We start from the raw sequence: 20,077 nt of genomic DNA on the forward strand, positions 1-20,077 counted from the left end.
GATCCAGTCGTTCATATCGAACGCCTGGCTGCGCCGGGCGGCTGTCCGGTAATGCGCTTGAAGGCACGGCTGAACGCCGCCTGGGAGGTGTAGCCGAGGCGCTGCGCCACGGTTTCGATGGGCATGCGCTCCAGGGTCAGCCATTGGCTGGCCAGGCGCATGCGCAGTTGCGTGGCGTAGCGCAGCGGCGGTACGCCGAGCACGGCCTGGAAGCGATCGGCGAACACCGAGCGCGAGGTATGACACTGGTCGGCAAGCTCCGCCACGCTCCAGTCGTGGCCCGGTTGCTGGTGCAAAGCGAGCAGGGCGCGGGCCAGGCGCGGGTCGCGCAACGCCGCCGCCAGGCCCGAGGCGTTGCCACAAGCGCACTCGACCCAGCCCCGTACAATCATCGCCGCCACCACATCGGCGAGGCGCGCGAGAATACCGGGATAGCCCACGCGCGCCGTGGACACTTCGCGTTCCATGACCGCCAGGATCGGCATCAGCCCTGGATAACGCTGGCCTGCGGTATCAATCAGCATCAGGGCCGGCATCAGGTTGCCCAGCCCCTGAAGGCTGCCGAGCTCAAACTCCATGCATGCACTGAACAGCAGCCTGTCGGGAACGGTATCGGGTGATGCATCCACGGCGCAGACGGTATCCCCCAGCGGTGCGCTGTCGAACTGGCTGATGTCCTGCACAGCGGCATCCTCTGCGGACAGCAACGCGTGCGCGCCACCATGGGAGACGAACACCGCATTGCCGGCCGACAGTGCGAAAAGGCTGCCGTCCTCGGCACGCAGCGTGGCGCGGCCGGCCGCGAGAAAGTGGAAATAGGCGTGGCCCGGCTTGGCGTCAAAACCGATTCCGAACGTAGGCCCGGCCTGGATGCGCCGGTACTGCACACCCCGCAGGCGCATGCCGCGCAGCAACTCATTGATCAAGTCGGAAGAAGCGGTGAAAGCATCCACTGAAGTCATTTTCGGGGTTTCAGTCAAGGATTCAAGGTTCTGCATCATAGATCATCCTGACCGGCCTACCTAGACTGAAGGCCACGTTAATGACTGCAGGAAGACTTTTTATGACCGATTGTGCAGCCCATGCGTCTGCGGGCGTTGTGGCGGAGCCAGCCTGGCTGGCGGTATTTTCCCTGGCGATGGGGGTGTTCGGCTTGCTCACGGCGGAGTACTTGCCGGCCAGCCTGTTGACGCCGATGGCCCTGGACCTGGGCGTCACAGAGGCGCTGGCCGGGCAAGCCGTCACGGTGACGGCGGTAGTGGCGCTGTTTGCCGGTTTGCTGGTGCCGGGGCTGACCCGTGGTATTGACCGGCGCATTGTGCTGCTGGGCTTTTCCACGCTGATGATCGCCTCCAACCTGCTGGTGGCGTTGTCCTCCAGCCTGACGGTGCTGTTGTTGATGCGCATCCTGCTGGGCATTGCCCTCGGCGGTTTCTGGAGCATGGCGGCGGCGGTGGCGATGCGCCTGGTGCCCGCAGCGTCGTTGCCCCGTGCGCTGTCGATCATTTTCAGCGGTATCGCGCTGGGCACCGTGGTCGCCGTGCCGCTGGGCAGCTACCTGGGTGGCCTGTACGGCTGGCGCAGTGCGTTTATCGCGGCCGCCGCCGTTGGCCTGGTAACCCTGGCGTTCCAGTCGTTCACGCTGCCGCGCCTGGCACCGAACGGCACCGCGCGCCTGCGCACCGTGCTGCAAGTGCTGCTGCGCCCCGGCATCGCCATGGGCATGTTCGGCTGCGTGTTGGTGCACACCGCGCATTTCGCGCTGTTCACCTATATTAGGCCGTTCCTGGAAAGCACCACCGGGGTCGGTACGCAAGGGCTGGCGCTGATGCTGCTGGGGTTCGGCGTAGCGAATTTTGCCGGCACGCTGGTCGCCGGTTGGTTGCTGGTGCGCCACCCACGCGCAACGCTGGTGTTGATGCCGGTGCTGGTGGGTATTGCGGCACTGGCGCTGGTGTTGCTGCCTGCGTCACTGCCGACCCAGGCATTGCTCCTGGCGCTATGGGGCATGGCGTTTGGCGGTGTGCCGGTGGCGTGGTCGAACTGGGTTGCGCGTGCGGTGCCGGACCAGGCCGAAAGTGCCGGAGGCATGGTGGTCGCGTCGGTGCAGTCGGCCATCGCCGCGGGCGCTGCCGGTGGCGGGTTGATGTTCAGCGTCAGCGGCATTGGTGGCGTGTTTGCCGGTGCGGGTGTGTTGATGCTGCTCGCAGCCTTACTCATCGCACTGCGTGTGCAGGTTCCAGGGCAAGAAGGGGACCTGGGTGTGACGCGCCATCAGTCTTTGGTTTAGTCTGAAACCCTTCGTTGATCGCAAACGCCCTAGGAGCATTGAGCATGGCTGACTACGTACCCCCCAAGGTCTGGACCTGGGACGCCGAAAGCGGCGGCACCTTCGCCAGCATCAACCGGCCTGTCGCCGGCGCCACCCATGAAAAAGCGTTGCCGGTGGGCAAGCACCCCTTGCAGCTGTATTCCCTGGCCACGCCCAACGGGCAGAAGGTCACCATCCTGCTCGAAGAGTTGCTGGCTCTCGGGCACACCGGCGCCGAATACGACGCCTGGCTGATCAAGATCGGCGACGGCGACCAGTTCGGCAGCGGCTTCGTGGGCGTCAACCCGAACTCGAAGATTCCGGCGTTGATGGATCACAGCGGCGCAGCGCCGATCCGCGTGTTCGAGTCGGGCGCGATCCTGCAGTACCTGGCCGAGAAATTCGGTGCATTCTTCCCCACCGAACCCACGGCGCGCGCCGAGTGCTTGTCGTGGCTGTTCTGGCAGATGGGCAGCGCGCCGTATCTGGGCGGCGGCTTCGGGCATTTCTATGCGTATGCGCCGAGCAAGATGGAGTACCCGATCAATCGCTTTGCCATGGAGGCCAAGCGTCAGCTGGATGTGCTGGACAAGCGCCTGGCGGTGAGCGAGTACATTGCCGGGGATGAATACACGATCGCCGATATCGCCATCTGGCCTTGGTATGGCGGCTTGGTGAAAGGGCGGTTGTATGGGGCGGCGGAGTTTTTGTCGGTGCATGAGTACAAGCATGTGTTGCGCTGGGCCGATGCCATCGATGCGCGGCCGGCGGTGCAGCGCGGGCGGCGGGTGAATCGGGTGTCGGGTGACGATCAGTTGGCCGAGCGCCATGATGCACGTGATCTGGACTGAGTGAAATCCAAATGTGGGAGGGGGCTTGCCCCCGATGGCGGTCTCTGGGCTGGCCAGTATCTTGGATCAGACCGAGTACATATCCATTATTTAGGTAACGGCCACTTAGGGTTCCGCTTTTACAGCGGCTCACTTTTGAAAAGCGCAAAAGTAAGCAAAACGCTCTTGCCCCACCACTCGGCACCTCGCTTGGGCTCGGTGTGCCCTCTCTCCGGCTTGAATCCGTGGGCCGCCGCAATGGGCCATCCCTGGCCCAGTGCGGCTAACCCGGCGTCCTGCCGGGTTACCCACGGATTCAAGCCTGCGTTCGGCCAGCGTGGTTTAACGGGGCGCCTGAGATCAAAAGCAGATCAAGATCAAGAGCGGCTCGCTTCGCATCGTGGGTACGCTGTTTGTGTGGGAGGGGGCAAGTCGAATCGTCGCACCGCCCCTCCCACATGTGGATTTTCTTGGCTTTGATTTATTTGTAGCGTTGCTCGAAGACGGCCACCTGTTCGGGCTTTATAAGTTCGAACGGTACCCACACTTCCGATTCGATCGGCTCATCTTTGATCATCCGCACGGCTGCCTGCACGGCCTGGGTCGCCTGGGCTTTGGGGTCCTGGAACACCGATGCGCTGAGCACGCCGCGCCGGATTGCCGCCAGCCCATCGGGCAAACCGTCGATACCCACAATCGCTACCTCACCCTTGGCCTTGCCCGCCTGCTGTAAAGCCATGGCCGCGCCAATCGCCATTTCATCGTTGTTGGCCACGATCGCATCGAACTGGGTGCCGGCCAGCAGCCAGTTGCTGGTCAGGTCCATGGCCTTGCTGCGTTGCCATTCGGCACTTTGCTGCTCAACGATTCTGATGCCGGGAAAGTCCTTGAGCACCTGCCGGGCGCCTTCGGTGCGGTCGCGTGTGGCGTTTTGCGCCAGGTCGCCCATGATGATCGCCACGTTGCCCTTGCCGCCGAGCTTTTGCGCGAGGTAGCGCATCTGCAATTGCCCGGCTTCAATGTCGTTGGACGCTACGGTGACCACGCCCTTGGGCAATGTGCGCTCATCCGGGTGACGGTTGACGTACACCAGCGGGGTTTTACTGGCGACGGCGGCGCGGGTGATGTTGGCGGTGGCGGCGGTGTCCACCGGCAGTACGATCACCGCGTCGACGTTCTGGTTGAGGAAGCCCTCGACCTGATTGAGCTGACGCACCACGTCACCCTGAGCGTCCTCGAACTGGATTTGCACGTCCTGTTGCGTGGCGGCCGCTTCAACGCCGGTGCGCACGTAGGTCATGAAGTTATCGTCGACCCGCGCGATGCTCACGCCGATGCGATACGCGGCGAAGCTCGATTGGCTCAACAGCAGTAACAATGTGGCCACGATCAATGAATAGCGATGCATGAGGTGTTCCTCTTGTTGTTATAGGGTGAACGCCTGGCGGAAACGCTCCAGGGCCATGTTGCTGTCGCCGCTGGCCCAGCCTTCCAGGCCGACCACGCCGCTGTAGCCCATGGCATGCAGCGCCCGGGCAATCGCCGGGTAGTGGATTTCGCCGGTGCCGGGCTCTCGGCGTCCGGGCACGTCGGCCACCTGGATTTCGCCGATGGCGGGGCCTGCGCGCTGGATCAGCTCGATCAGGTTGCCTTCGCCGATCTGCGCGTGGTACAGGTCCAGGTTCATCTTCAAATGCGCGCTGCCCACGGCTTCGATCAACGCCAGGGTGTCGTCGGCGCGGGCGAACGGGGTGCCGGGGTGGTCGACCTCGGTGTTGAGGTTTTCCAGCAGGAACACGCGGCCGGCGTCCTCGCCCAGGCGCGCGATCTTTTCCAGGGTCTTGCAGGCGCTCAGCCACATGCGCCCGGTGGTCCGGCTGACGGGCTGCACCGGCAGGCCGCCTTCACCCAGGCCGGTACCGTGCAGATTGAGGCTGGGGCAGTTGAGGCGCTCGGCAACGCGCAAGGATTCGCGGGCGCTGTCGAGCAAGTGGCGGACACCGTCAGGGTCGGTCAGCGTGCCGCTGATATAGCCGGTCATCGAGGTGAAGTCCGCGCCAGTCGCGGCCAGGGCGTTGATGTCCTTGTCTGCCCAGCTCCAGATTTCGGCGCTGAAACCCAACGCATGAATGCGTTTGACCCGCTCCACGAACGGCAGGTCAAGGAACACCATCTCGGCACTGACCGCCAGCTTGAACGGGATCACAGGCTCACCGCCGTGCCTTGCTCGTAGGACTCGATACACGCGCGCGCAATCGCCAGGGCGGCGCGGGCATCTTCGCCGCTGGCCAGGGGGGTGGCGCCGCTGCGCAGGCAGTCGACAAAGTGGTTGAGCTCGGCGATGTAGGCATCGCGCAACAGGTCGGTGTCCAGGCGCTGGGTGTCGGCCTGGATGCCTTGGGCCTGGTAGCGCACCAGGTCCGATGCCTGCACGCCGCCCATGGTCAGCATGCCGGCGCTGCCGAACACTTCACCGCGTACGTCGTAGCCATACACCGCCTGGAAGCTGGCTTCGGCGGTGGCAATCGCACCGTTATCGAAGCGAATCGTGACCACGGCGGTGTCGAGCAAACCTCGGCTTTTGTATTCCGGTGCGATCAGGGCGTCGGCCATCACCTGCACCTGCACCGCTTCGGCACCGGGGTTGAGGTAGCGCAGGGTGTCGAAGTCATGGATCAGGGTTTCCAGAAAAATCACCCATTGCGGTGAGGCGCCAGGGTTGTTCAGCGCCGGGTCGCGGGTCAGCGAGCGCAGCAACTGCGGGGTGCCGATGCGTCCTGCCGCAACATCAAGGTGGGCGCTGCGAAAGCTCTTGGCGAAACGCCGGTTGAAGCCGACCTGCAGGGTCACACGGGCATCGGCGGCGGCGGCGATAGCGCGGTCGGCTTCCTCGAGGGTGATGGCCATGGGTTTCTCGCAGAAAATCCCCTTGCCGGCGCGGGCGGCGCTGATCACCAGTTCGGCATGGCTGCGGGCGGGAGCGGCGATGAGGATGCCGTCGATGTCCGGGTCGTCGAGCAGTTGCTGTGGATCGGTGTAGACCTTGTCCACATCCAGCTCCGCCGCCAGACGTGCGGCTTGCCCTGGGTTAGGGTCGGCGATGGCGGTCAGGCAGGCGCCGGGGATGTGGCGGGCGGCCGTGAGGCCGTGGAAGCTGCCCATGCGACCGGCGCCGATCAAGCCCAGGCGAATGTGTTTGGTATTCATGTATGACCCCTTTTTATTGTTGGCCTCAGGACAATCCTGTCGGGCAAAGGGGCAGGAGCAAGGGCTGTGCCAAAATCCAGGTTACTGATTTTTAATGGATTTTAAAAAAATAGTGTTCATTTAAAAGACATGTCTATGCTGACATGTCGAAAATATGAACATGGAAACTGCTTATGAGCGTGGCGATCAGTGCGCAAGACCTCGATTACCTGACGGCGCTGGGCCCCGCCGCGCTGAACGATGGCCCGGTCGCGGCATTGCAGCAGGCGTGGCAGGCCTGCCTGCGCGGCCAGGTGCAGCGCCCGCCCGAGGTGCGTCAAACGATCTGGGATTCGTGGCGGCGCAGCGCCGAGGCCGGCATTGATCCAGCCGACAACGCGTATCGCTTCGTTGTCGCCGACCGCCTCACGGTCACGCTGGCCCGCCACCGCGTGCTGATCGACGCCGCCGCGCAGGTCATGCAGGGCTTGCTGGCGTACAACCCGCGCGGGCATATCAACCTCACTGACGCCCACGGCACCACCTTGTATTTCTGCGGGCTGGACATCACCCCCGTGGGCAGTCGCCTGCTCGAATCGGTGCAGGGCACCAACTGCACCGGCCTGGCGCTGGCTGAAGATCATCTGGTGTATGTGCTGGCCGAAGAAAACTTCGCGGTCGGCCTGCGTCAACGCCGTATGCACTGCGCCGCCGCGCCGATCAAGAATGCCCAGGGCCAGACCGTGGCCGTGCTGACGCTCACCGCCGAACCCGGCTGGTTTCACTTTCATACCCTGGGCACCGTGCAGGCGGCCGCTGAAGCCGTGTCGCGGCAGATGGCGCTGCAGGCGTTGCTGGAAGAACAGCAAACCGTGCTCGAGGTGCTCAACGAAGGCCTCGTGGTGGTGGATGAACGCGGCTGCATCAAGGCGCTCAACCGCTATGCCCGGCAGTTGTTCGGGGTGGGACTGGAGCTGATTGGCAGTCCTTTCCAGCACCTGGGCCGCAGTGAATTGAGCGAGGCGCTGGGCGAGGCTGTACGCGACCTGGATTGCACATTCCAGCTGCAGGATCGCAGCCAACTGGCTTGCCTGGTCTCGGTGTGCCCACTGGAGCAGGGCGGGGTCATTGTGTCGCTGCGCGAAAACCGGCGCATCCGCGAAATCACCCGACGCCTTGTCGGCACCCAGGCGCGTTATACCTTCGATACCATCCAGGGCACGTCGCAGGCAATCCAGGACGCTTTGCGCCTGGGCCACATCGCCAGCCGCAGTGATTCCACCACACTGATACTTGGTGAGAGCGGCACCGGCAAGGAATTGTTCGCTCAGGCCATTCATAACGCGAGCGAGCGCTGCAATGGCCCGTTCGTGGCGGTTAACTGCGGCGCGATTCCACGGGACCTGGTGCAGAGTGAACTGTTCGGGCATGTCGAGGGCGCGTTCACCGGTTCGGCCCGTGGCGGCTCGGCGGGCAAGTTCGAGCTGGCCGACGGCGGCACCATCTTTCTGGATGAAATTGGTGATATGTCTTTCGACGCCCAGGTCAGCCTGTTGCGGGTGTTGCAGGAAGGTGAAGTCGCGCGGGTCGGCGCAAAAAGCGCACGCCAGGTGGATGTGCGCATCATCGCCGCCACCCACCGCAACCTCAGCCAGGCAGTGGCCGACGGCGCATTTCGCGAAGACCTTTACTACCGACTGAATGTGCTGAACCTGACGGTGCCGCCGCTGCGGATGCGCCGCGACGACATCCCGCTGCTGGCGCGGCACTTTCTCAAGCGCTGCGCGCGCTCATTGCGTAAAACGGTGCAGGGCTTCGCGCCGGACGCACTGGCCCTGCTTTGCGCGCATGCCTGGCCGGGCAACGTGCGCGAGCTGGAAAACGCCATCGAACGGGCGACCAACCTGGCCATGGGCGAGTTGATCCAGCCGGGGGACCTCCCGCTGGACAGCAAGCCTCGTGCACTGGCCCATGTCTATGCGCCGCAACCCACCCAGGACCTGAGCAGCCACGAAATGCACGCCATCGCCGCCGCGCTGAAAAGCACCGGTGGCAATATCCGCCTGGCCGCCCGGCAGCTGAACGTGTCCCGGGGCGGGTTGTACAACAAGATGAATCGGTTCGGGTTGAATGCCGGGGATTTTCGCGGGCTTTGAATGGTTACTCATGTGGGAAGACGCTTGCTCCCGTGACGGCCGGACAGCCAATGCGTATTTACCTGACGTTCCGAGGTAAAAATGTGGGAGGGGGCTTGCCCCCGATGGCGATGTGTCAGTCACTGATGTGCTCACTGACGCTCCCTCATCGGGGGCAAGCCCCCTCCCACATTTGCTGTCCATGTCTCAGCTGTCCATGTTTTCCGAGGTGACGATGTGCGGCGGGATATGCACTCGATGCCGCAGTGCATCGAACCCCTCGGCGCTCTGCAATTGCACCAGCAACTCCACCAGGGCCACCGCCGTCTGGCGCGGCTGCGAATCCATCACCACATCGATCAGCCCTCGGCTCAGCGCCTGGCGCGACAACGCAGTGGACTCCTGCAGGATGCAGCACAACGCCGGGCGCTTGGGCAGTTGCGCCAGGGCGTTGATCACGCCGTCACCGCCACCGCCCACCACGCACAACCCGCGCAGGTCGGTGTGGCGGCTGAGCAGGTCGAGGGTGGCTTCCTCGGTGATGTCGCAGTTGTCCAGATTGATCAGCGGCTCCAGCGGCTTGAGCCCCGGCGCGTGTTCGGCCAGGTAGCTGTGCAGGCCTTCGACCCGTGCCTGGTGCCCGAGGAAACGATGGCCGCCGAGCAGAATGCCCACGCTGCCCTTGCGCGCACCGCATGTCCGTGCCAACAGCCAGCCCATGGTGCGTCCGACGACGTGATTGTCCTGGCCCACATAGGGTTCCAGGGCTTGCTCATGAATATCCGAAAGCAATGCCACCACCGGCACCCCGGCTTCGCGGATTTGCGCAAGGCAGGCATTGATCAGCGGATGGGCGAAGCTGACCACCGCCAGGGCGTCGCACTGCACGGCCAACTGTTCTATTTGCGTAACGATGGCACTGGGTGTGCGGTCGTTGATGTAATCGAACTGGCAGCTCAGGTTGGCCGTGGCGTGATGCTGCGCCGCGTCGCCGATGGACTGCGCCAGGTTGGCATAGAACGCCTGGGCGGTACCCAGCAGGAGAATGCCGAAACGGTAGGTCGGGCGCCGTTCGCGAATGCGCTGGCCGATCAGCCGCGCGGCAAAATAACCCACGGCTTCGGCAGCCTGGAACACCTGTTCGGCGGTGTCCGGATTGACCGGCGCACGCGCATTCAACACGCGGTCGACGGTGGCCACACTGAGGCCCGCCTGGGCGGCAACGGTGGCGATGGTCGGGCGTTTATGGTTGGTCATGGCGAGCCCCTTGAGCGTCTTGATAGAAAACTATCAAGCCCCGCTGGGCCTGGATGATAGCTTGATAGGGAATGGATTCAAGGTATTGAGGGTGATTTAGCCGCGCTCTATGGTTGGTTTCGCAAAGTTTCCGAAACCACTCGCTGCGGAGAATAATAACAATGCCTGAACACACCGCTCACCGCGCCCGGCGCGACTACAGCCTGACCGGCCCCGAGGCGGCCCGCGCCGCGGAAAAAGGCCTGGTCTCGGCCCGCTGGTACCAGTCGCCGGTCCCGCGCAAACGCATGAAGGAACTGATGCAGCGCCGCGACGGCCCGGCCCTGGTCGACACGGCCATCTGGTTCGCGGCGTTGTTCGTCAGCGGTTTTGGCGGCTACTGGTTCTGGGGCTCCTGGGCCTGCGTGCCGTTCTTCCTGGCCTATGGCGTGCTCTACGGCACCGCCTCCAACCCGCGCTGGCACGAAACCGGTCATGGCACGGCGTTCAAGACCCGCTGGATGAATGACGCGCTGTACCAGGTGGCCTGCTTCATGTGCCTGTTCGAACCCCATGTGTGGCGCTGGAGCCATGCCCGGCATCACACCGACACCATCGTCGTCGGCCGTGACCCGGAAATCGTCGAGCCGCGTCCGCCGAGCTTTTTGATGATGTTCCTGAGCCTGTTCAATCTGCCCCTGGCGTGGAAGACCTTCAGTGGCGTGGCGCGCCATGCCATCGGCCGGATGAGCGCCCAGGAACGGGATTTCATCCCCGAATCCGAATGGCCCAAGGTATTTCGCGCCGCGCGCATCTGGGTGGGCCTCTATGCGCTGATCATCGGCAGCGCCTTGTACCTGCACAGCTGGCTGCCGCTGATGCTGGTGGGCTTGCCGAGCATCTATGGCGCCTGGCTCGGCTACCTGTTCGGCCTTACCCAGCACGTGGGCCTGGCCGAAGATGTGCTCGACCATCGCAGCAACTGCCGCACCATCTACATGAACCGCGTGCTGCGCTTTATCTACATGAACATGAACTACCACCTCGAGCACCACATGTACCCGATGGTGCCATACCACGCACTGGCGCAATTGCACGAAGAGATCCGTCGCGACTGCCCGCCGCCTTACGCCAATCTGTGGGAGGCCTACAAGGAGATCCTCCCGACGGTCTGGAAGCAGCGCAGCGACCCGACCTATTTCGCCCAGCGTCCGATCCGACGGCAGCCTGAATCAGCGCCTGCCTCCGTGCACGCAGAAGTTTCTGCCGGCTGAGTTCATTTCCCCTTATAAGAGATAAAAACCATGAACGATCAATGGATCGATGTCTGCGCCGTGGGCGACATAGACGAAGAGGACGTGCTGCGCTTCGACCATGGGGCCCACACCTATGCGGTGTTTCGCTCGGTCGAGAATGAATTTTTCGCCACCGACGGCCTGTGCACCCACGAAAAAATCCACTTGGCGGACGGTCTGGTCATGGACCATGTAATCGAATGTCCCAAGCACAATGGACGCTTCGATTACCGCTCCGGCAAGGCCCTGGGCGCGCCGGTGTGCGTCAATCTGAAAACCTACCCGGTACGGGTCGAAGCGGGGCGGGTGCTGCTCGCCGTCACGGCGTGATGATGAACGCACCCCTGATTATCGTCGGCGCCGGCCATGCCGGTGGCCGTGCGGCGTTGACCCTGCGCGAAGAGGGTTACAGCGGTCGGCTGATCCTGATCGGCGACGAACCTCACGTGCCCTACGAACGGCCGCCCCTGTCCAAGGGCCTGTTGCAAGGCAGCCAGGACCTGGCCGGGTGCAGCCTGTGCGACAACGCGCGGCTGGCCGAGCTGGGTATCGAGCATGTCGCGGGCAACGCGGTCAGTCGGCTGGCGCCGCCGCAGCATCGGCTGCAGTTGGCCGATGGCCGGTGGCTGCCCTACAGCGGATTGCTGCTGGCCACCGGCGGCCGTGCGCGGCGTCTACCGCAGGCGCAGTGCAATGTGCTTTACCTGCGTACCCATGACGAAGCCCTGGCCCTGCGCGAGCAGTTACGACCCGGCACTCGTCTGGTGGTTATCGGCGGCGGCTTTATCGGCCTGGAGGTGGCGGCGACGGCGCGTGGCCTGGGCTGTGCGGTGACGCTGCTCGAAGCCGGGCCACGCCTGGCGGGCAGGGTATTGCCGGCGATCATCAGTGACGCGCTGCTGGCGTTGCACCGCGAGCAAGGGGTGGACGTGCGCTTGAATGTCGCCGTGGCGTCCATCGCGGCTCAAAACGTACACCTGGCGGACGGGCAAACGCTGCCGTGCGACCTGGTGGTGGTCGGCATCGGCATGCAACCCAATCTCGAACTGGCGGCGGCGGCCGGGCTGGAAGTGGGGCAGGGCATTCGTGTCGACGCGCAGTTGCGCACCAGCGCGGCGGATATCTACGCGGCAGGGGACGTCTGCGAGTTCCGTCTGGGCGGCCTGTACCAGCGTCAGGAAACCTGGCGCAACGCCGAGGCCCAGGGGCGGCATGCGGCCTTGAATCTGCTCGGCCGCGCATTGCCTTTCGAGGCCTTGCCGGGTTTCTGGTCCGACCAGTACGACTGGGGCTTGCAGACCGTCGGTGTGATGACGCCGAGCATGGCCAGCCGGCCCTTGCCCGATGGCGGCTTGCTGCTGTTCTACCTTGATGACCACGGACTGTTGCAGGGCGCTTGCGGTTGGGCACCGGGCAACCGCGTGGCCAGGGACATCAAGCTGTGCGAACGCCTGATCGCCGCCCGTGTGCCGTTGTCATCGGCTGCCCTGGCTGATCCGGCTGTTTCTCTCAAACAATGGCTGCGAGGCTGATATGCGCCAATTGCTGGTATTTCAATCCTTATGGGCGATGCAAACCGAACCCGGCCCGCTCGAGGCGCAGTTGGACCGCATCGCCGCCGCCGGTTTCGATGGCGTCACCGATCACTACTGGCAGGCCGCCGACGTCGCACGCCTGCACGCGGCCACCGCCGCGCGCGGCTTGCAGATCGAAGGCCAACTGTTTCCGCAGACGGTGGACGACCTGGCACGCGCGCTGGAGGTGATCAGCTGTTACGGCTGTCATCACCTTACCCTGCAAGCCGACGTGCGTGCGCGTACCCAGGCCGAGGCGGGCCGTTTGATCGAGGGCTGGCAACGCCTGGCCGAGCAGGTGGATTTCCCGATCCTGCTGGAAACCCACCGTTATCGCCTGACCAGTGATCTGCTGTTCACCCTCGACCTGCTGGCGCAAATGCCTGACTTGAAACTGCTCGCGGACTTGTCCCACTACGTGGTCGGGCGCGAATTGCCCGAGCCCGGCGGCGCCGATGACGATGAGCAGATACGTACCATCCTGCGCCGTAGCTGGGGCTTTCATGGCCGCGTGGCCAGCAGTGAACAGGTGCAGGTGGCGCTGGATTTCCCGCAGCATCAGCCGTGGGTAGAACGATTTACCGGCTGGTGGCGCTACGGGATCGAAGACTGGCTGGCCCGCCCCGAAACGCCGCGAAGCCTGTCGTTCACCTGCGAACTCGGCCCTCCGCCTTACGCGATCACCGGCGCGGACGGCCGAGAGCTCAGTGACCGCTGGGCCGAGGCGCTGAAGCTCAAAGCGCTGATTCGCCAGGTGTGGGACCACTCACTGGCGACAACGTAGCATCAGGCCAGCAACCCGGTGCTGACCGCCACGATCAAAAATACCCCCAGCAGCGCGCGGTAGATCACGAACGGCCAGGTGGAGAAGCGTTCCAGAAACTTCATCAGGCCCCAGATCGCGAAGAACGCCGAAATGCTCGCCACCACCAGGCCGAAGATCAAGTGCGGCCAGGCGTGGGCGGGCATGTCGGCGTGCAGCAGCACCCAGAGTTCCTTCAAGCCGGCCAGGGCAATGGCGGGCAGGCCCAGCAGGAACGAGAACCGTGCGGCTTCTTCGCGTTTGAAGTTGAGGAACAGCGCCGCGGTCAGGGTCGAACCCGAGCGCGATACGCCGGGGATCAACGCGCCAATCTGCGCGATCCCGACGATCAGCGCATCGCGCAGACGCATCTGGCTTACGTCGCGGGTGTGGCGGGCGCGCAGTTCAGCCGCTGCCAGCAATACCGCCATCACCACACAGGCAATGCCGATCACCATCAGCCCGCGCAGCGGCGAGTTGCAGGTATTCAAGGTCGAGGACAGCACCAGGCCGGCGATGCAGATCGGGATCGTCGCCAGCACAATCGCCACCGCCAGCTTGAACCAGCGGTCGTTGTAGTCGCCCCGGCGTACGGCACTGATGCTGCCGGTGGTGACTTGCTGCACGTCGCGCCAGAAATAGCTCACCACCGCCGCCAGCGCCGCCAACTGCATCGCTGCGGAAAACGCCGAGCCCGGGTCTTGCCAGCCGAGCAGCGCGGGCACCACACGCATGTGGGCGGTGGACGACACCGGCAGCAGCTCCGTGATGCCCTGGATCACGCCCAGGATGAAAATCTGCAGGTAATCCAGGGAGGCGAACCCCACATCCAGGCCGGCGGAGCAGACGTTAGTCAAAATAGGTGTCCTTGAAAAAAGGGATAACCGGCGAAGTTTATTCTAAATGTTTCAGGATTTCGGCCAGGGTGATCGCTATCTGCAATCGGTTCAGCCAATAGAAAGGTTGGGCCATGTATTGGCCTGGCCTGCGCTTTTGTGAACAATGGCGCCCTGCGTTTTTTCACCGAGAGCCCCATGCCTGAAACCACCGTTGAATTGATCCAGACCGGCCCTGAACACGCCGAGCTGATCCGCAATCTTTACCAGTACTACGCCTATGAGTCTTCGGACTGGGAACAGGAAGACGTCGAGGCCGATGGCCGTTTCTACATCCACGACGAGCACCTGACCCGCTATTGGCAAGACCCGCAGTGGAGCGCCAATCTGTTGCTGGTGGACGGTTATATCGCCGGCTTCCTGCTGATCGAAGGCAGCGAACTGCCGGGTATCGATGCCCTGGAACTGGCCGACCTGTTCATCCTCAAGCGCTACCGCCGCAAAGGCATCGGCCGCGCGATCGCCACCCAGGTGCTGTGCAGCGGCGAGGACAACTGGCTGGTGCGTTTTTATGATCAGGACGAAGTGTCCCAGGCGTTCTGGCGCACGGTGCTGGATAACTTGCCGCGTCCGGTACAGACCCTGGAGCTGGATGATGAGCCGCAACTGGTGAGCTATCTGGTTACCCGCGCGTCACTGCATTGATCGATTATTGACCTCGCCCGCAGAGCAGTTGCTGCATCGCCTTTGGCGGTTGCCCGAACGCCCTCAGAAACGCCTGGCGCATGCGCTCGCGATCGCCGAACCCGGTTTCGCGGGCCACGACTTCAACCGGATGCCGACTGGTTTCCATCATGGCCCGTGCCGCTTCCACGCGCAGGGCTTCGATGGCCTTGGCCGGCGTCTGCCCGGTTTCCTCGCGAAACACCCGGCTGAACTGGCGCGGGCTGAGGCGGGCGACATCGGCCAGGGCGTCCACCGACAGGTCGTGGGTGAGGTTTTCGCGGGCGTAGGCCAGGGCCAGTTGTACGCGATCGGACTTGGGGTCCAGTTCGAGCAAGGCCGACAGTTGCGATTGTTCACTGCCGCGCCGTTGGGCGATCACCAGCTTGCGGGCGATGCGCCGGGCCAGGTCGCTGCCCAGGTCGTTCTCCACCATCGCCAGCGCCAGGTCGACCCCGGCGCTCATGCCGGCGCCGGTCCACACTTGGCCGTCCACGACGAATAACTTGTCGTCTTCCAGATGGATATCCGGGTAACGCTTGCGAAACGCAGGCGCATGGATCCAGTGGGTAGTGGTGCGCTTGCCTTCCAGCAATCCGGCTTCGGCCAGCACGAAAATGCCCATGCACAGCGAGGCCACGCGGCGCGATTGTGCAGAGGCTGCCTTGACCATCTCCATCAGATTGGCTTCCGGCAGGCGAAACTCCAGGTAGCCACTGACGATCAGCGTGTCATAGCCCTCGGGACGGATCGCCGTGGTGTTCACCGAAAATCCCTGGGACGTCATCACGGCGCCGCCGCTTTCGGACACCAGATGAAAGGCATAGGCCGGTTCGCCCCGCAGCAGGTTGGCGCACTCGAACACCGAGCCCAGGCTGAGGCTCAAGGACTGGAAGTTCGGGTAAACCATCAGCGCAACGCTGTGCATCGTCAATCTCCAAGGGGCGTGGGAGGGGGGATTGTCGGCGCGTGCCGGGTAAACGGCAACTGCCGGTGGCGGATGTCCGGAATCCTTGCGGATATGACATTGTGAGCCTGCACCCCGGTCCCTAAGATTGCCCCAACGAACTAGACGACTGGTCTAATCGCAAGGGGCCACGCATGAGCAGCGAAACCAGAAGCGCACGGCAGACCATTCTTGACAGTGCACAAGCGATTGTGGGCGCCAAGGGATTTTCCGCGGTGGGGTTGAACGAAATCCTGCAAGCCGCGGAAGTTCCCAAGGGCTCGTTCTATCACTACTTCACCTCCAAGGATGCGTTCGGTGTGGTGCTGCTCGACACCTACTTCGATCACTACATCGAAGGCATGCAGCAGGTGTTCAGCCAACCGGGTGTGTCCCACTACGCCAGGCTGATGCGCTACTGGCAGGGCTGGATCGACAACCACACCGGCTGCACCGACGCCGGCAAATGCCTTGCCGTCAAACTCGGCGCCGAGGTGTCAGACCTTTCAGAGCCGATGCGCCTGGCGTTGCAGCGCGGTACTTCACGCACCATCGAGTTGCTCGCCATGGCGTTGCAGCACGGCGTGCAAGACGGTTCGCTGAAGATTGGGCAATCCCCTGAAAGCCTGGCCAGACGCCTGTACGCGTTGTGGCTGGGGACCAGCGTCATGGGCAAGATCACCCGTACCACCGCGCCGTTCGATGAGGCGCTGGGCCTGACCCGGCAGTTGTTGGGCCACCCCGAAAACCCTGTTATTCACCACGATCGAGGCACTGGAAAATGAAAGTATTAATGGTACTGACCTCTCACGACCAGCTGGGCGATACCGGCCGCAAGACCGGCTTCTGGCTCGAAGAGTTTGCCGCTCCCTATTACGCGTTCAAGGACGCCGGCGCCGAGGTGGTGCTGGCATCGCCTGCCGGTGGTCAGCCGCCGCTGGACCCGGTCAGTGACCAGCCGGACGCCCAGACCGAACAGACCCACCGTTTCAACGCCGACCCGGCTGCGCAGCAGGCCCTTGCCACTACGGTGAAACTGGACTCGGTCAACGCCGATGACTTCGACACCGTGTTCTACCCAGGTGGACACGGCCCGCTGTGGGACCTGGCCGAGTCGCCGGTGTCCATCGCGCTGATCGAGTCGTTCGAGCGTGCCGGCAAGCCTGTCGGCCTGGTCTGCCATGCCCCGGGCGCCTTGCGTCACGTCAAGTCGGTCAACGGCGAGCCTTTGATCAAGGGCCGTCGCGTCACCGGATTTTCCAACTCGGAAGAAGCCGCAGTGGGGCTGACTGACGTCGTGCCGTTCCTGATTGAAGATGAATTCAAGAAGCTCGGCGGCAAGTATGAAAAAGGCGCCGACTGGCAGTCGTTCGTGCTGGTTGATGGCCTGTTGGTGACCGGACAGAACCCCGGCAGCTCCAGCGAAGTGGCCAAGGCCCTGTTGAACCTTACCGCTTAACTTAACCCCACCGACTTAAACCCACCGATTGATGCATGTGGCGGCTCGCAAGAGTCGCCAGTGTTTTCGCTCGTCCTGAATTTGGAAGATTTCCATGGCTCATCCGTTGAACACTCCCGTAAAACTGGGGCATCACACCCTGAACAACCGCATCGTGTTGCCGCCTCTGACACGTCAGCGCAGCGCTCAACCGGGCGATATCGCCACCGACTTGATGGCCACGTACTACCGTCAGCGCGCCAGTGCCGGTTTCATGGTCAGCGAGGGCACCCAGATCGAGCCCCGTGGCCAGGGTTACGCGTGGACGCCGGGGATCTACACGCCCGCGCAGATCGACGGCTGGCGCAAGGTCACCGAGGCGGTGCATGCCGAGGGCGGCGTGATCTTCGCCCAGCTGTGGCATGTGGGCCGCGTATCCCATAACGCCTTGCAACCCGACGGCGCCGCGCCGGTCGCACCCTCGGCGATCCAGGCCCTGCAGGCCAAGGCCTTTATCGAAACCGCGCCGGGTCTGGGCGAGCTGAAACAACCGCCGGTGCCCCGCGCCCTGACGGTGCTGGAGATCGAGGAACTGGTCGGCCACTACGCACAAGCGGCGCGCAATGCACTGGACGCCGGCTTCGACGGGGTGGAGATTCATTCGGCCAACGGTTATCTGGTCAACCAGTTTATCTCGGCCCATTCCAACCAGCGCGATGATGAATACGGTGGCACGCTGGACAATCGCCTGCGCTTTTTGCGTGAAATCGTCGAAGCCGTGTGCCGGGTGGTGGGCCCGGAGCGCGTAGGCGTGCGCTTTTCGCCGTTGTTCAGCGGCACCGATCAGGAACGTGTCTACATCGGCCTGGTGGAAGAAGACCCGCACCACACCTACATCGAAGCGATCAAGGTGCTGGAACAGTCGGGTATCGCTTATGTCTCCATCGCCGAAGCCGACTGGGACAATGCCCCCGACCTGCCCGACAGCTTCCGCCAGGCCGTGCGCAGCACTTTCAGTGGGCGCATCATCTATGCCGGCCGCTACACCGCCGAACGTGGCGCAAAACTGGTGGAAGCCGGGCTGGCGGACCTGATTGCATTCGGCCGGCCATTCATTGCCAACCCTGACCTGCCGCAGCGGATCTTCAATGGCTGGCCGTTGAATGCGTTGCAGGCTGAGGGGTTGTATGGCGGGACTGAGGCGGGGTATGTGGATTATCCGGAATATGTTCAACCAGGCTGAGCTCGACAGCTACCCTGTGGCGAGGGAGCTAACGGGTATCTACCTGACGCTCCGAGATCCAAATGTGGGAGGGGCGGTGCGACGATTCGACTTGCCCCCCCTTGGCTACTCGTCAGCCTATGACTATCTTACTGATGCTCCACAATCCAAATGTGGGAGGGGGCTTGCCCCCGATGGCGGCCGGGCCGACCAGGATGTTGGATTGGACCGAGTACATATCCGTTTCTGCGGTCATGGCTGCTAATGGTTCCGCTTTTACAGCGGCTCACTTTTGAAAAGCGCAAAAGTAAGCAAAACGCTCTTGCCCCACCACTCGGCACCTCGCTAATGCTCGGTGTGCCCTTGTAAGATTATTTTCACCTGCTTCAGACCGTTGTGCCCTCAGATTTCGAGATCGTGAGTGAGCATGGGTCGAAGCAGGTTCTTTTCTAAACTAGTCCGAACGGTTGCCTGGGCGCAAAGCCCGATTCTGCAAGGTTGGACGTGAGGAAAACGCCATGGATCATAACTCTGCGTTCGTCGGAATTGATGTTTCCAAAAACAAGCTCGACTCATTTGTCAGCACGACTGGCCAAGTCGAACAGTTTTTCAATACTCAAGAAGATATCCATCGTTTAGCTAAACATCTCAAGGCTCAGGACCCGGTTTTGGTGGTGTTGGAGGCGACTGGGGGATATGAGCGGCTTGCGGCTGCGGAGCTTTGCGCTGCAGGACTACCAGTCGTTGTCGTCAACCCTCGTCAGGTGCGTGATTTCGCCAAAGCTACCGGTCGGTTGGCTAAAACCGATGCTTTGGATGCCCAGGTGATTGCGGAGTTTGCTCAGGCGGTCAAACCCGAGATTCGAGAGATACCAGATGAACACGCTCGTGAGCTGGCAGACCTACTCACTCGACGCCGCCAACTCATCGACATGATCGTGGCGGAGGAGTCTCGGCTAAAGCAGGCGGTATTCAAGGCACTTCGAAGAGACATCAAGGCACATATCATCTGGCTTCAAAAGCGCCTTAAAAGCACAGACGATGACTTGCACGAGGCCATCAAGGCTTCCCCGGTCTGGAAGGCCAATTATGATTTGCTGCGCGAAGTCGCAGGTGTTGGCAACGTGCTCGCACTATCGCTGCTGGCGATGGTTCCGGAGCTTGGCAAGGTTAATCGTAAACAAGTGGCTGCATTGGTTGGTGTGGCTCCTTTTAACTGCGATAGCGGCCAGTACAAAGGCCGTAGAAGGATATGGGGTGGTCGAGCTGAGGTGAGAAGTGTGCTTTACATGGCTGTCTTGTCCTCGAAGCGCCACAACCCGGTGATCGAGAGGTTCTACAACCATCTGCTTGCTACAGGGAAGACGAAGAAAGTGGCGCTGGTTGCGTGTATGAGAAAGCTACTGACGATCCTGAATGCCATGGTCCGCGATCAAAAACATTTCGCAGAAATGGCTTGAATTTCGACACGGTTGCTCACTCCGGCTTGAATCCGTGGGCCGCCGCAATGGGCCATCCCTGGCCCAGTGCGGCTAACCCGGCG

Annotated in this window: 19 protein-coding genes; 12 read left to right on the forward strand and 7 right to left on the reverse strand. The window is 62.8% G+C overall.

The annotated features are described in order from the left end of the window. Positions 1–11: 11 nt before the first annotated feature. Positions 12–998, reverse strand: a complete 987-nt coding sequence (locus MRY17_RS10120; protein ID WP_243353928.1) for an AraC family transcriptional regulator — start codon at positions 996–998, stop codon at positions 12–14. A 65-nt stretch (positions 999–1,063) separates the two neighbouring features. Between MRY17_RS10120 and MRY17_RS10125 the strand changes: the two genes are divergently transcribed. Together MRY17_RS10125 and yghU are read left to right on the forward strand one after the other, a co-directional pair. Continuing rightward, the gene (locus MRY17_RS10125) at positions 1,064–2,290 is read left to right on the forward strand and encodes an MFS transporter (protein WP_181285370.1); all 1,227 of its coding nucleotides are present in this window, start codon (positions 1,064–1,066) and stop codon (positions 2,288–2,290) included. 44 nt (positions 2,291–2,334) lie between these two features. Further along, entirely contained in the window at positions 2,335–3,162 is an 828-nt protein-coding gene (gene yghU, locus MRY17_RS10130) for a glutathione-dependent disulfide-bond oxidoreductase (RefSeq protein ID WP_243353679.1), read from the forward strand. A gap of 460 nt (positions 3,163–3,622) precedes the next feature. On the opposite strand, the gene MRY17_RS10135 is transcribed toward yghU, so the two are convergent. The 3 genes from MRY17_RS10135 to MRY17_RS10145 are packed head-to-tail and all read right to left on the reverse strand — an operon-like array spanning position 3,623 to position 6,348. Beyond that, on the reverse strand, positions 3,623–4,549 hold the full coding sequence (locus tag MRY17_RS10135; RefSeq protein WP_191953505.1) for a sugar ABC transporter substrate-binding protein: 927 nt from the start codon (positions 4,547–4,549) through the stop codon (positions 3,623–3,625). A gap of 18 nt (positions 4,550–4,567) precedes the next feature. After that, complete coding sequence (locus tag MRY17_RS10140; RefSeq protein ID WP_181282469.1) at positions 4,568–5,347, reverse strand: TIM barrel protein; 780 nt, start codon at positions 5,345–5,347, stop codon at positions 4,568–4,570. Beyond that, positions 5,344–6,348, reverse strand: a complete 1,005-nt coding sequence (locus tag MRY17_RS10145) for a Gfo/Idh/MocA family oxidoreductase (RefSeq protein WP_243353680.1) — start codon at positions 6,346–6,348, stop codon at positions 5,344–5,346. The genes MRY17_RS10140 and MRY17_RS10145 overlap by 4 nt, the downstream gene beginning before the upstream one ends. 173 nt (positions 6,349–6,521) lie before the next feature. Between MRY17_RS10145 and MRY17_RS10150 the strand changes: the two genes are divergently transcribed. Further along, entirely contained in the window at positions 6,522–8,483 is a 1,962-nt protein-coding gene (locus MRY17_RS10150; protein WP_191955596.1) for a sigma-54 interaction domain-containing protein, read from the forward strand. A gap of 186 nt (positions 8,484–8,669) precedes the next feature. Here the strand turns inward: MRY17_RS10150 and MRY17_RS10155 are convergent, their stop codons facing one another. Next, positions 8,670–9,719, reverse strand: coding sequence for a LacI family DNA-binding transcriptional regulator (locus MRY17_RS10155; RefSeq protein WP_243353681.1), 1,050 nt, complete (start codon positions 9,717–9,719; stop codon positions 8,670–8,672). 161 nt (positions 9,720–9,880) lie between these two features. Here MRY17_RS10155 and MRY17_RS10160 point away from each other — a divergent pair, with 161 nt between their 5' ends. The 4 genes from MRY17_RS10160 to MRY17_RS10175 are packed head-to-tail and all read left to right on the forward strand — an operon-like array spanning position 9,881 to position 13,351. Further along, positions 9,881–10,972, forward strand: a complete 1,092-nt coding sequence (locus MRY17_RS10160; protein WP_243353682.1) for a fatty acid desaturase family protein — start codon at positions 9,881–9,883, stop codon at positions 10,970–10,972. 30 nt (positions 10,973–11,002) lie between these two features. Continuing rightward, positions 11,003–11,323, forward strand: coding sequence for a MocE family 2Fe-2S type ferredoxin (locus MRY17_RS10165; RefSeq protein WP_181282464.1), 321 nt, complete (start codon positions 11,003–11,005; stop codon positions 11,321–11,323). Between the two features lie 2 nt (positions 11,324–11,325). Further along, the gene (locus MRY17_RS10170; protein WP_243353683.1) at positions 11,326–12,525 is read left to right on the forward strand and encodes an NAD(P)/FAD-dependent oxidoreductase; all 1,200 of its coding nucleotides are present in this window, start codon (positions 11,326–11,328) and stop codon (positions 12,523–12,525) included. Position 12,526: 1 nt separating this feature from the next. Beyond that, the gene (locus tag MRY17_RS10175; RefSeq protein WP_243353684.1) at positions 12,527–13,351 is read left to right on the forward strand and encodes a sugar phosphate isomerase/epimerase family protein; all 825 of its coding nucleotides are present in this window, start codon (positions 12,527–12,529) and stop codon (positions 13,349–13,351) included. A 2-nt stretch (positions 13,352–13,353) separates the two neighbouring features. Here the strand turns inward: MRY17_RS10175 and MRY17_RS10180 are convergent, their stop codons facing one another. Continuing rightward, positions 13,354–14,226: an undecaprenyl-diphosphate phosphatase gene (locus MRY17_RS10180; RefSeq protein WP_124358108.1), complete on the reverse strand. Its 873-nt coding sequence runs from the start codon at positions 14,224–14,226 to the stop codon at positions 13,354–13,356. Positions 14,227–14,403: 177 nt separating this feature from the next. Between MRY17_RS10180 and MRY17_RS10185 the strand changes: the two genes are divergently transcribed. Then, a complete protein-coding gene (locus MRY17_RS10185) occupies positions 14,404–14,910 on the forward strand; it encodes a GNAT family N-acetyltransferase (RefSeq protein WP_191953499.1) in 507 nt (168 codons plus the stop codon). 4 nt (positions 14,911–14,914) lie between these two features. Here the strand turns inward: MRY17_RS10185 and MRY17_RS10190 are convergent, their stop codons facing one another. Next, a complete protein-coding gene (locus tag MRY17_RS10190; RefSeq protein WP_181282460.1) occupies positions 14,915–15,856 on the reverse strand; it encodes a GlxA family transcriptional regulator in 942 nt (313 codons plus the stop codon). A 173-nt stretch (positions 15,857–16,029) separates the two neighbouring features. Here MRY17_RS10190 and MRY17_RS10195 point away from each other — a divergent pair, with 173 nt between their 5' ends. The 4 genes from MRY17_RS10195 to MRY17_RS10210 all read left to right on the forward strand — a co-directional run bounded on the left by MRY17_RS10195 (position 16,030) and on the right by MRY17_RS10210 (position 19,994). Then, positions 16,030–16,659, forward strand: a complete 630-nt coding sequence (locus tag MRY17_RS10195) for a TetR/AcrR family transcriptional regulator (protein WP_243353685.1) — start codon at positions 16,030–16,032, stop codon at positions 16,657–16,659. Beyond that, the gene (locus MRY17_RS10200; RefSeq protein ID WP_181282458.1) at positions 16,656–17,333 is read left to right on the forward strand and encodes a type 1 glutamine amidotransferase domain-containing protein; all 678 of its coding nucleotides are present in this window, start codon (positions 16,656–16,658) and stop codon (positions 17,331–17,333) included. The genes MRY17_RS10195 and MRY17_RS10200 overlap by 4 nt, the downstream gene beginning before the upstream one ends. Positions 17,334–17,427: 94 nt before the next feature. Next, entirely contained in the window at positions 17,428–18,555 is a 1,128-nt protein-coding gene (locus tag MRY17_RS10205; protein WP_181282457.1) for an alkene reductase, read from the forward strand. A 497-nt stretch (positions 18,556–19,052) separates the two neighbouring features. After that, complete coding sequence (locus MRY17_RS10210) at positions 19,053–19,994, forward strand: IS110 family transposase (RefSeq protein WP_191951590.1); 942 nt, start codon at positions 19,053–19,055, stop codon at positions 19,992–19,994. Positions 19,995–20,077 lie beyond the last annotated feature (83 nt).

This window comes from Pseudomonas orientalis (assembly GCF_022807995.1).
Classification (GTDB): Bacteria; Pseudomonadota; Gammaproteobacteria; order Pseudomonadales; family Pseudomonadaceae; genus Aquipseudomonas; species Aquipseudomonas orientalis_B.

Bases quoted from the DNA above. Each gene is read 5' to 3' on its own strand.
- MRY17_RS10120 (WP_243353928.1), bottom strand. From the start codon at position 998: ATGCAGAACCTTGAATCCTTGACTGAAACCCCGAAAATGACTTCAGTG.
- MRY17_RS10125 (WP_181285370.1), top strand. From the start codon at position 1,064: ATGACCGATTGTGCAGCCCATGCGTCTGCGGGCGTTGTGGCGGAGCCA.
- yghU (WP_243353679.1), top strand. From the start codon at position 2,335: ATGGCTGACTACGTACCCCCCAAGGTCTGGACCTGGGACGCCGAAAGC.
- MRY17_RS10135 (WP_191953505.1), bottom strand. From the start codon at position 4,549: ATGCATCGCTATTCATTGATCGTGGCCACATTGTTACTGCTGTTGAGC.
- MRY17_RS10145 (WP_243353680.1), bottom strand. From the start codon at position 6,348: ATGAATACCAAACACATTCGCCTGGGCTTGATCGGCGCCGGTCGCATG.
- MRY17_RS10150 (WP_191955596.1), top strand. From the start codon at position 6,522: ATGAGCGTGGCGATCAGTGCGCAAGACCTCGATTACCTGACGGCGCTG.
- MRY17_RS10155 (WP_243353681.1), bottom strand. From the start codon at position 9,719: ATGACCAACCATAAACGCCCGACCATCGCCACCGTTGCCGCCCAGGCG.
- MRY17_RS10160 (WP_243353682.1), top strand. From the start codon at position 9,881: ATGCCTGAACACACCGCTCACCGCGCCCGGCGCGACTACAGCCTGACC.
- MRY17_RS10165 (WP_181282464.1), top strand. From the start codon at position 11,003: ATGAACGATCAATGGATCGATGTCTGCGCCGTGGGCGACATAGACGAA.
- MRY17_RS10170 (WP_243353683.1), top strand. From the start codon at position 11,326: ATGAACGCACCCCTGATTATCGTCGGCGCCGGCCATGCCGGTGGCCGT.
- MRY17_RS10175 (WP_243353684.1), top strand. From the start codon at position 12,527: ATGCGCCAATTGCTGGTATTTCAATCCTTATGGGCGATGCAAACCGAA.
- MRY17_RS10185 (WP_191953499.1), top strand. From the start codon at position 14,404: ATGCCTGAAACCACCGTTGAATTGATCCAGACCGGCCCTGAACACGCC.
- MRY17_RS10190 (WP_181282460.1), bottom strand. From the start codon at position 15,856: ATGCACAGCGTTGCGCTGATGGTTTACCCGAACTTCCAGTCCTTGAGC.
- MRY17_RS10195 (WP_243353685.1), top strand. From the start codon at position 16,030: ATGAGCAGCGAAACCAGAAGCGCACGGCAGACCATTCTTGACAGTGCA.
- MRY17_RS10200 (WP_181282458.1), top strand. From the start codon at position 16,656: ATGAAAGTATTAATGGTACTGACCTCTCACGACCAGCTGGGCGATACC.
- MRY17_RS10205 (WP_181282457.1), top strand. From the start codon at position 17,428: ATGGCTCATCCGTTGAACACTCCCGTAAAACTGGGGCATCACACCCTG.
- MRY17_RS10210 (WP_191951590.1), top strand. From the start codon at position 19,053: ATGGATCATAACTCTGCGTTCGTCGGAATTGATGTTTCCAAAAACAAG.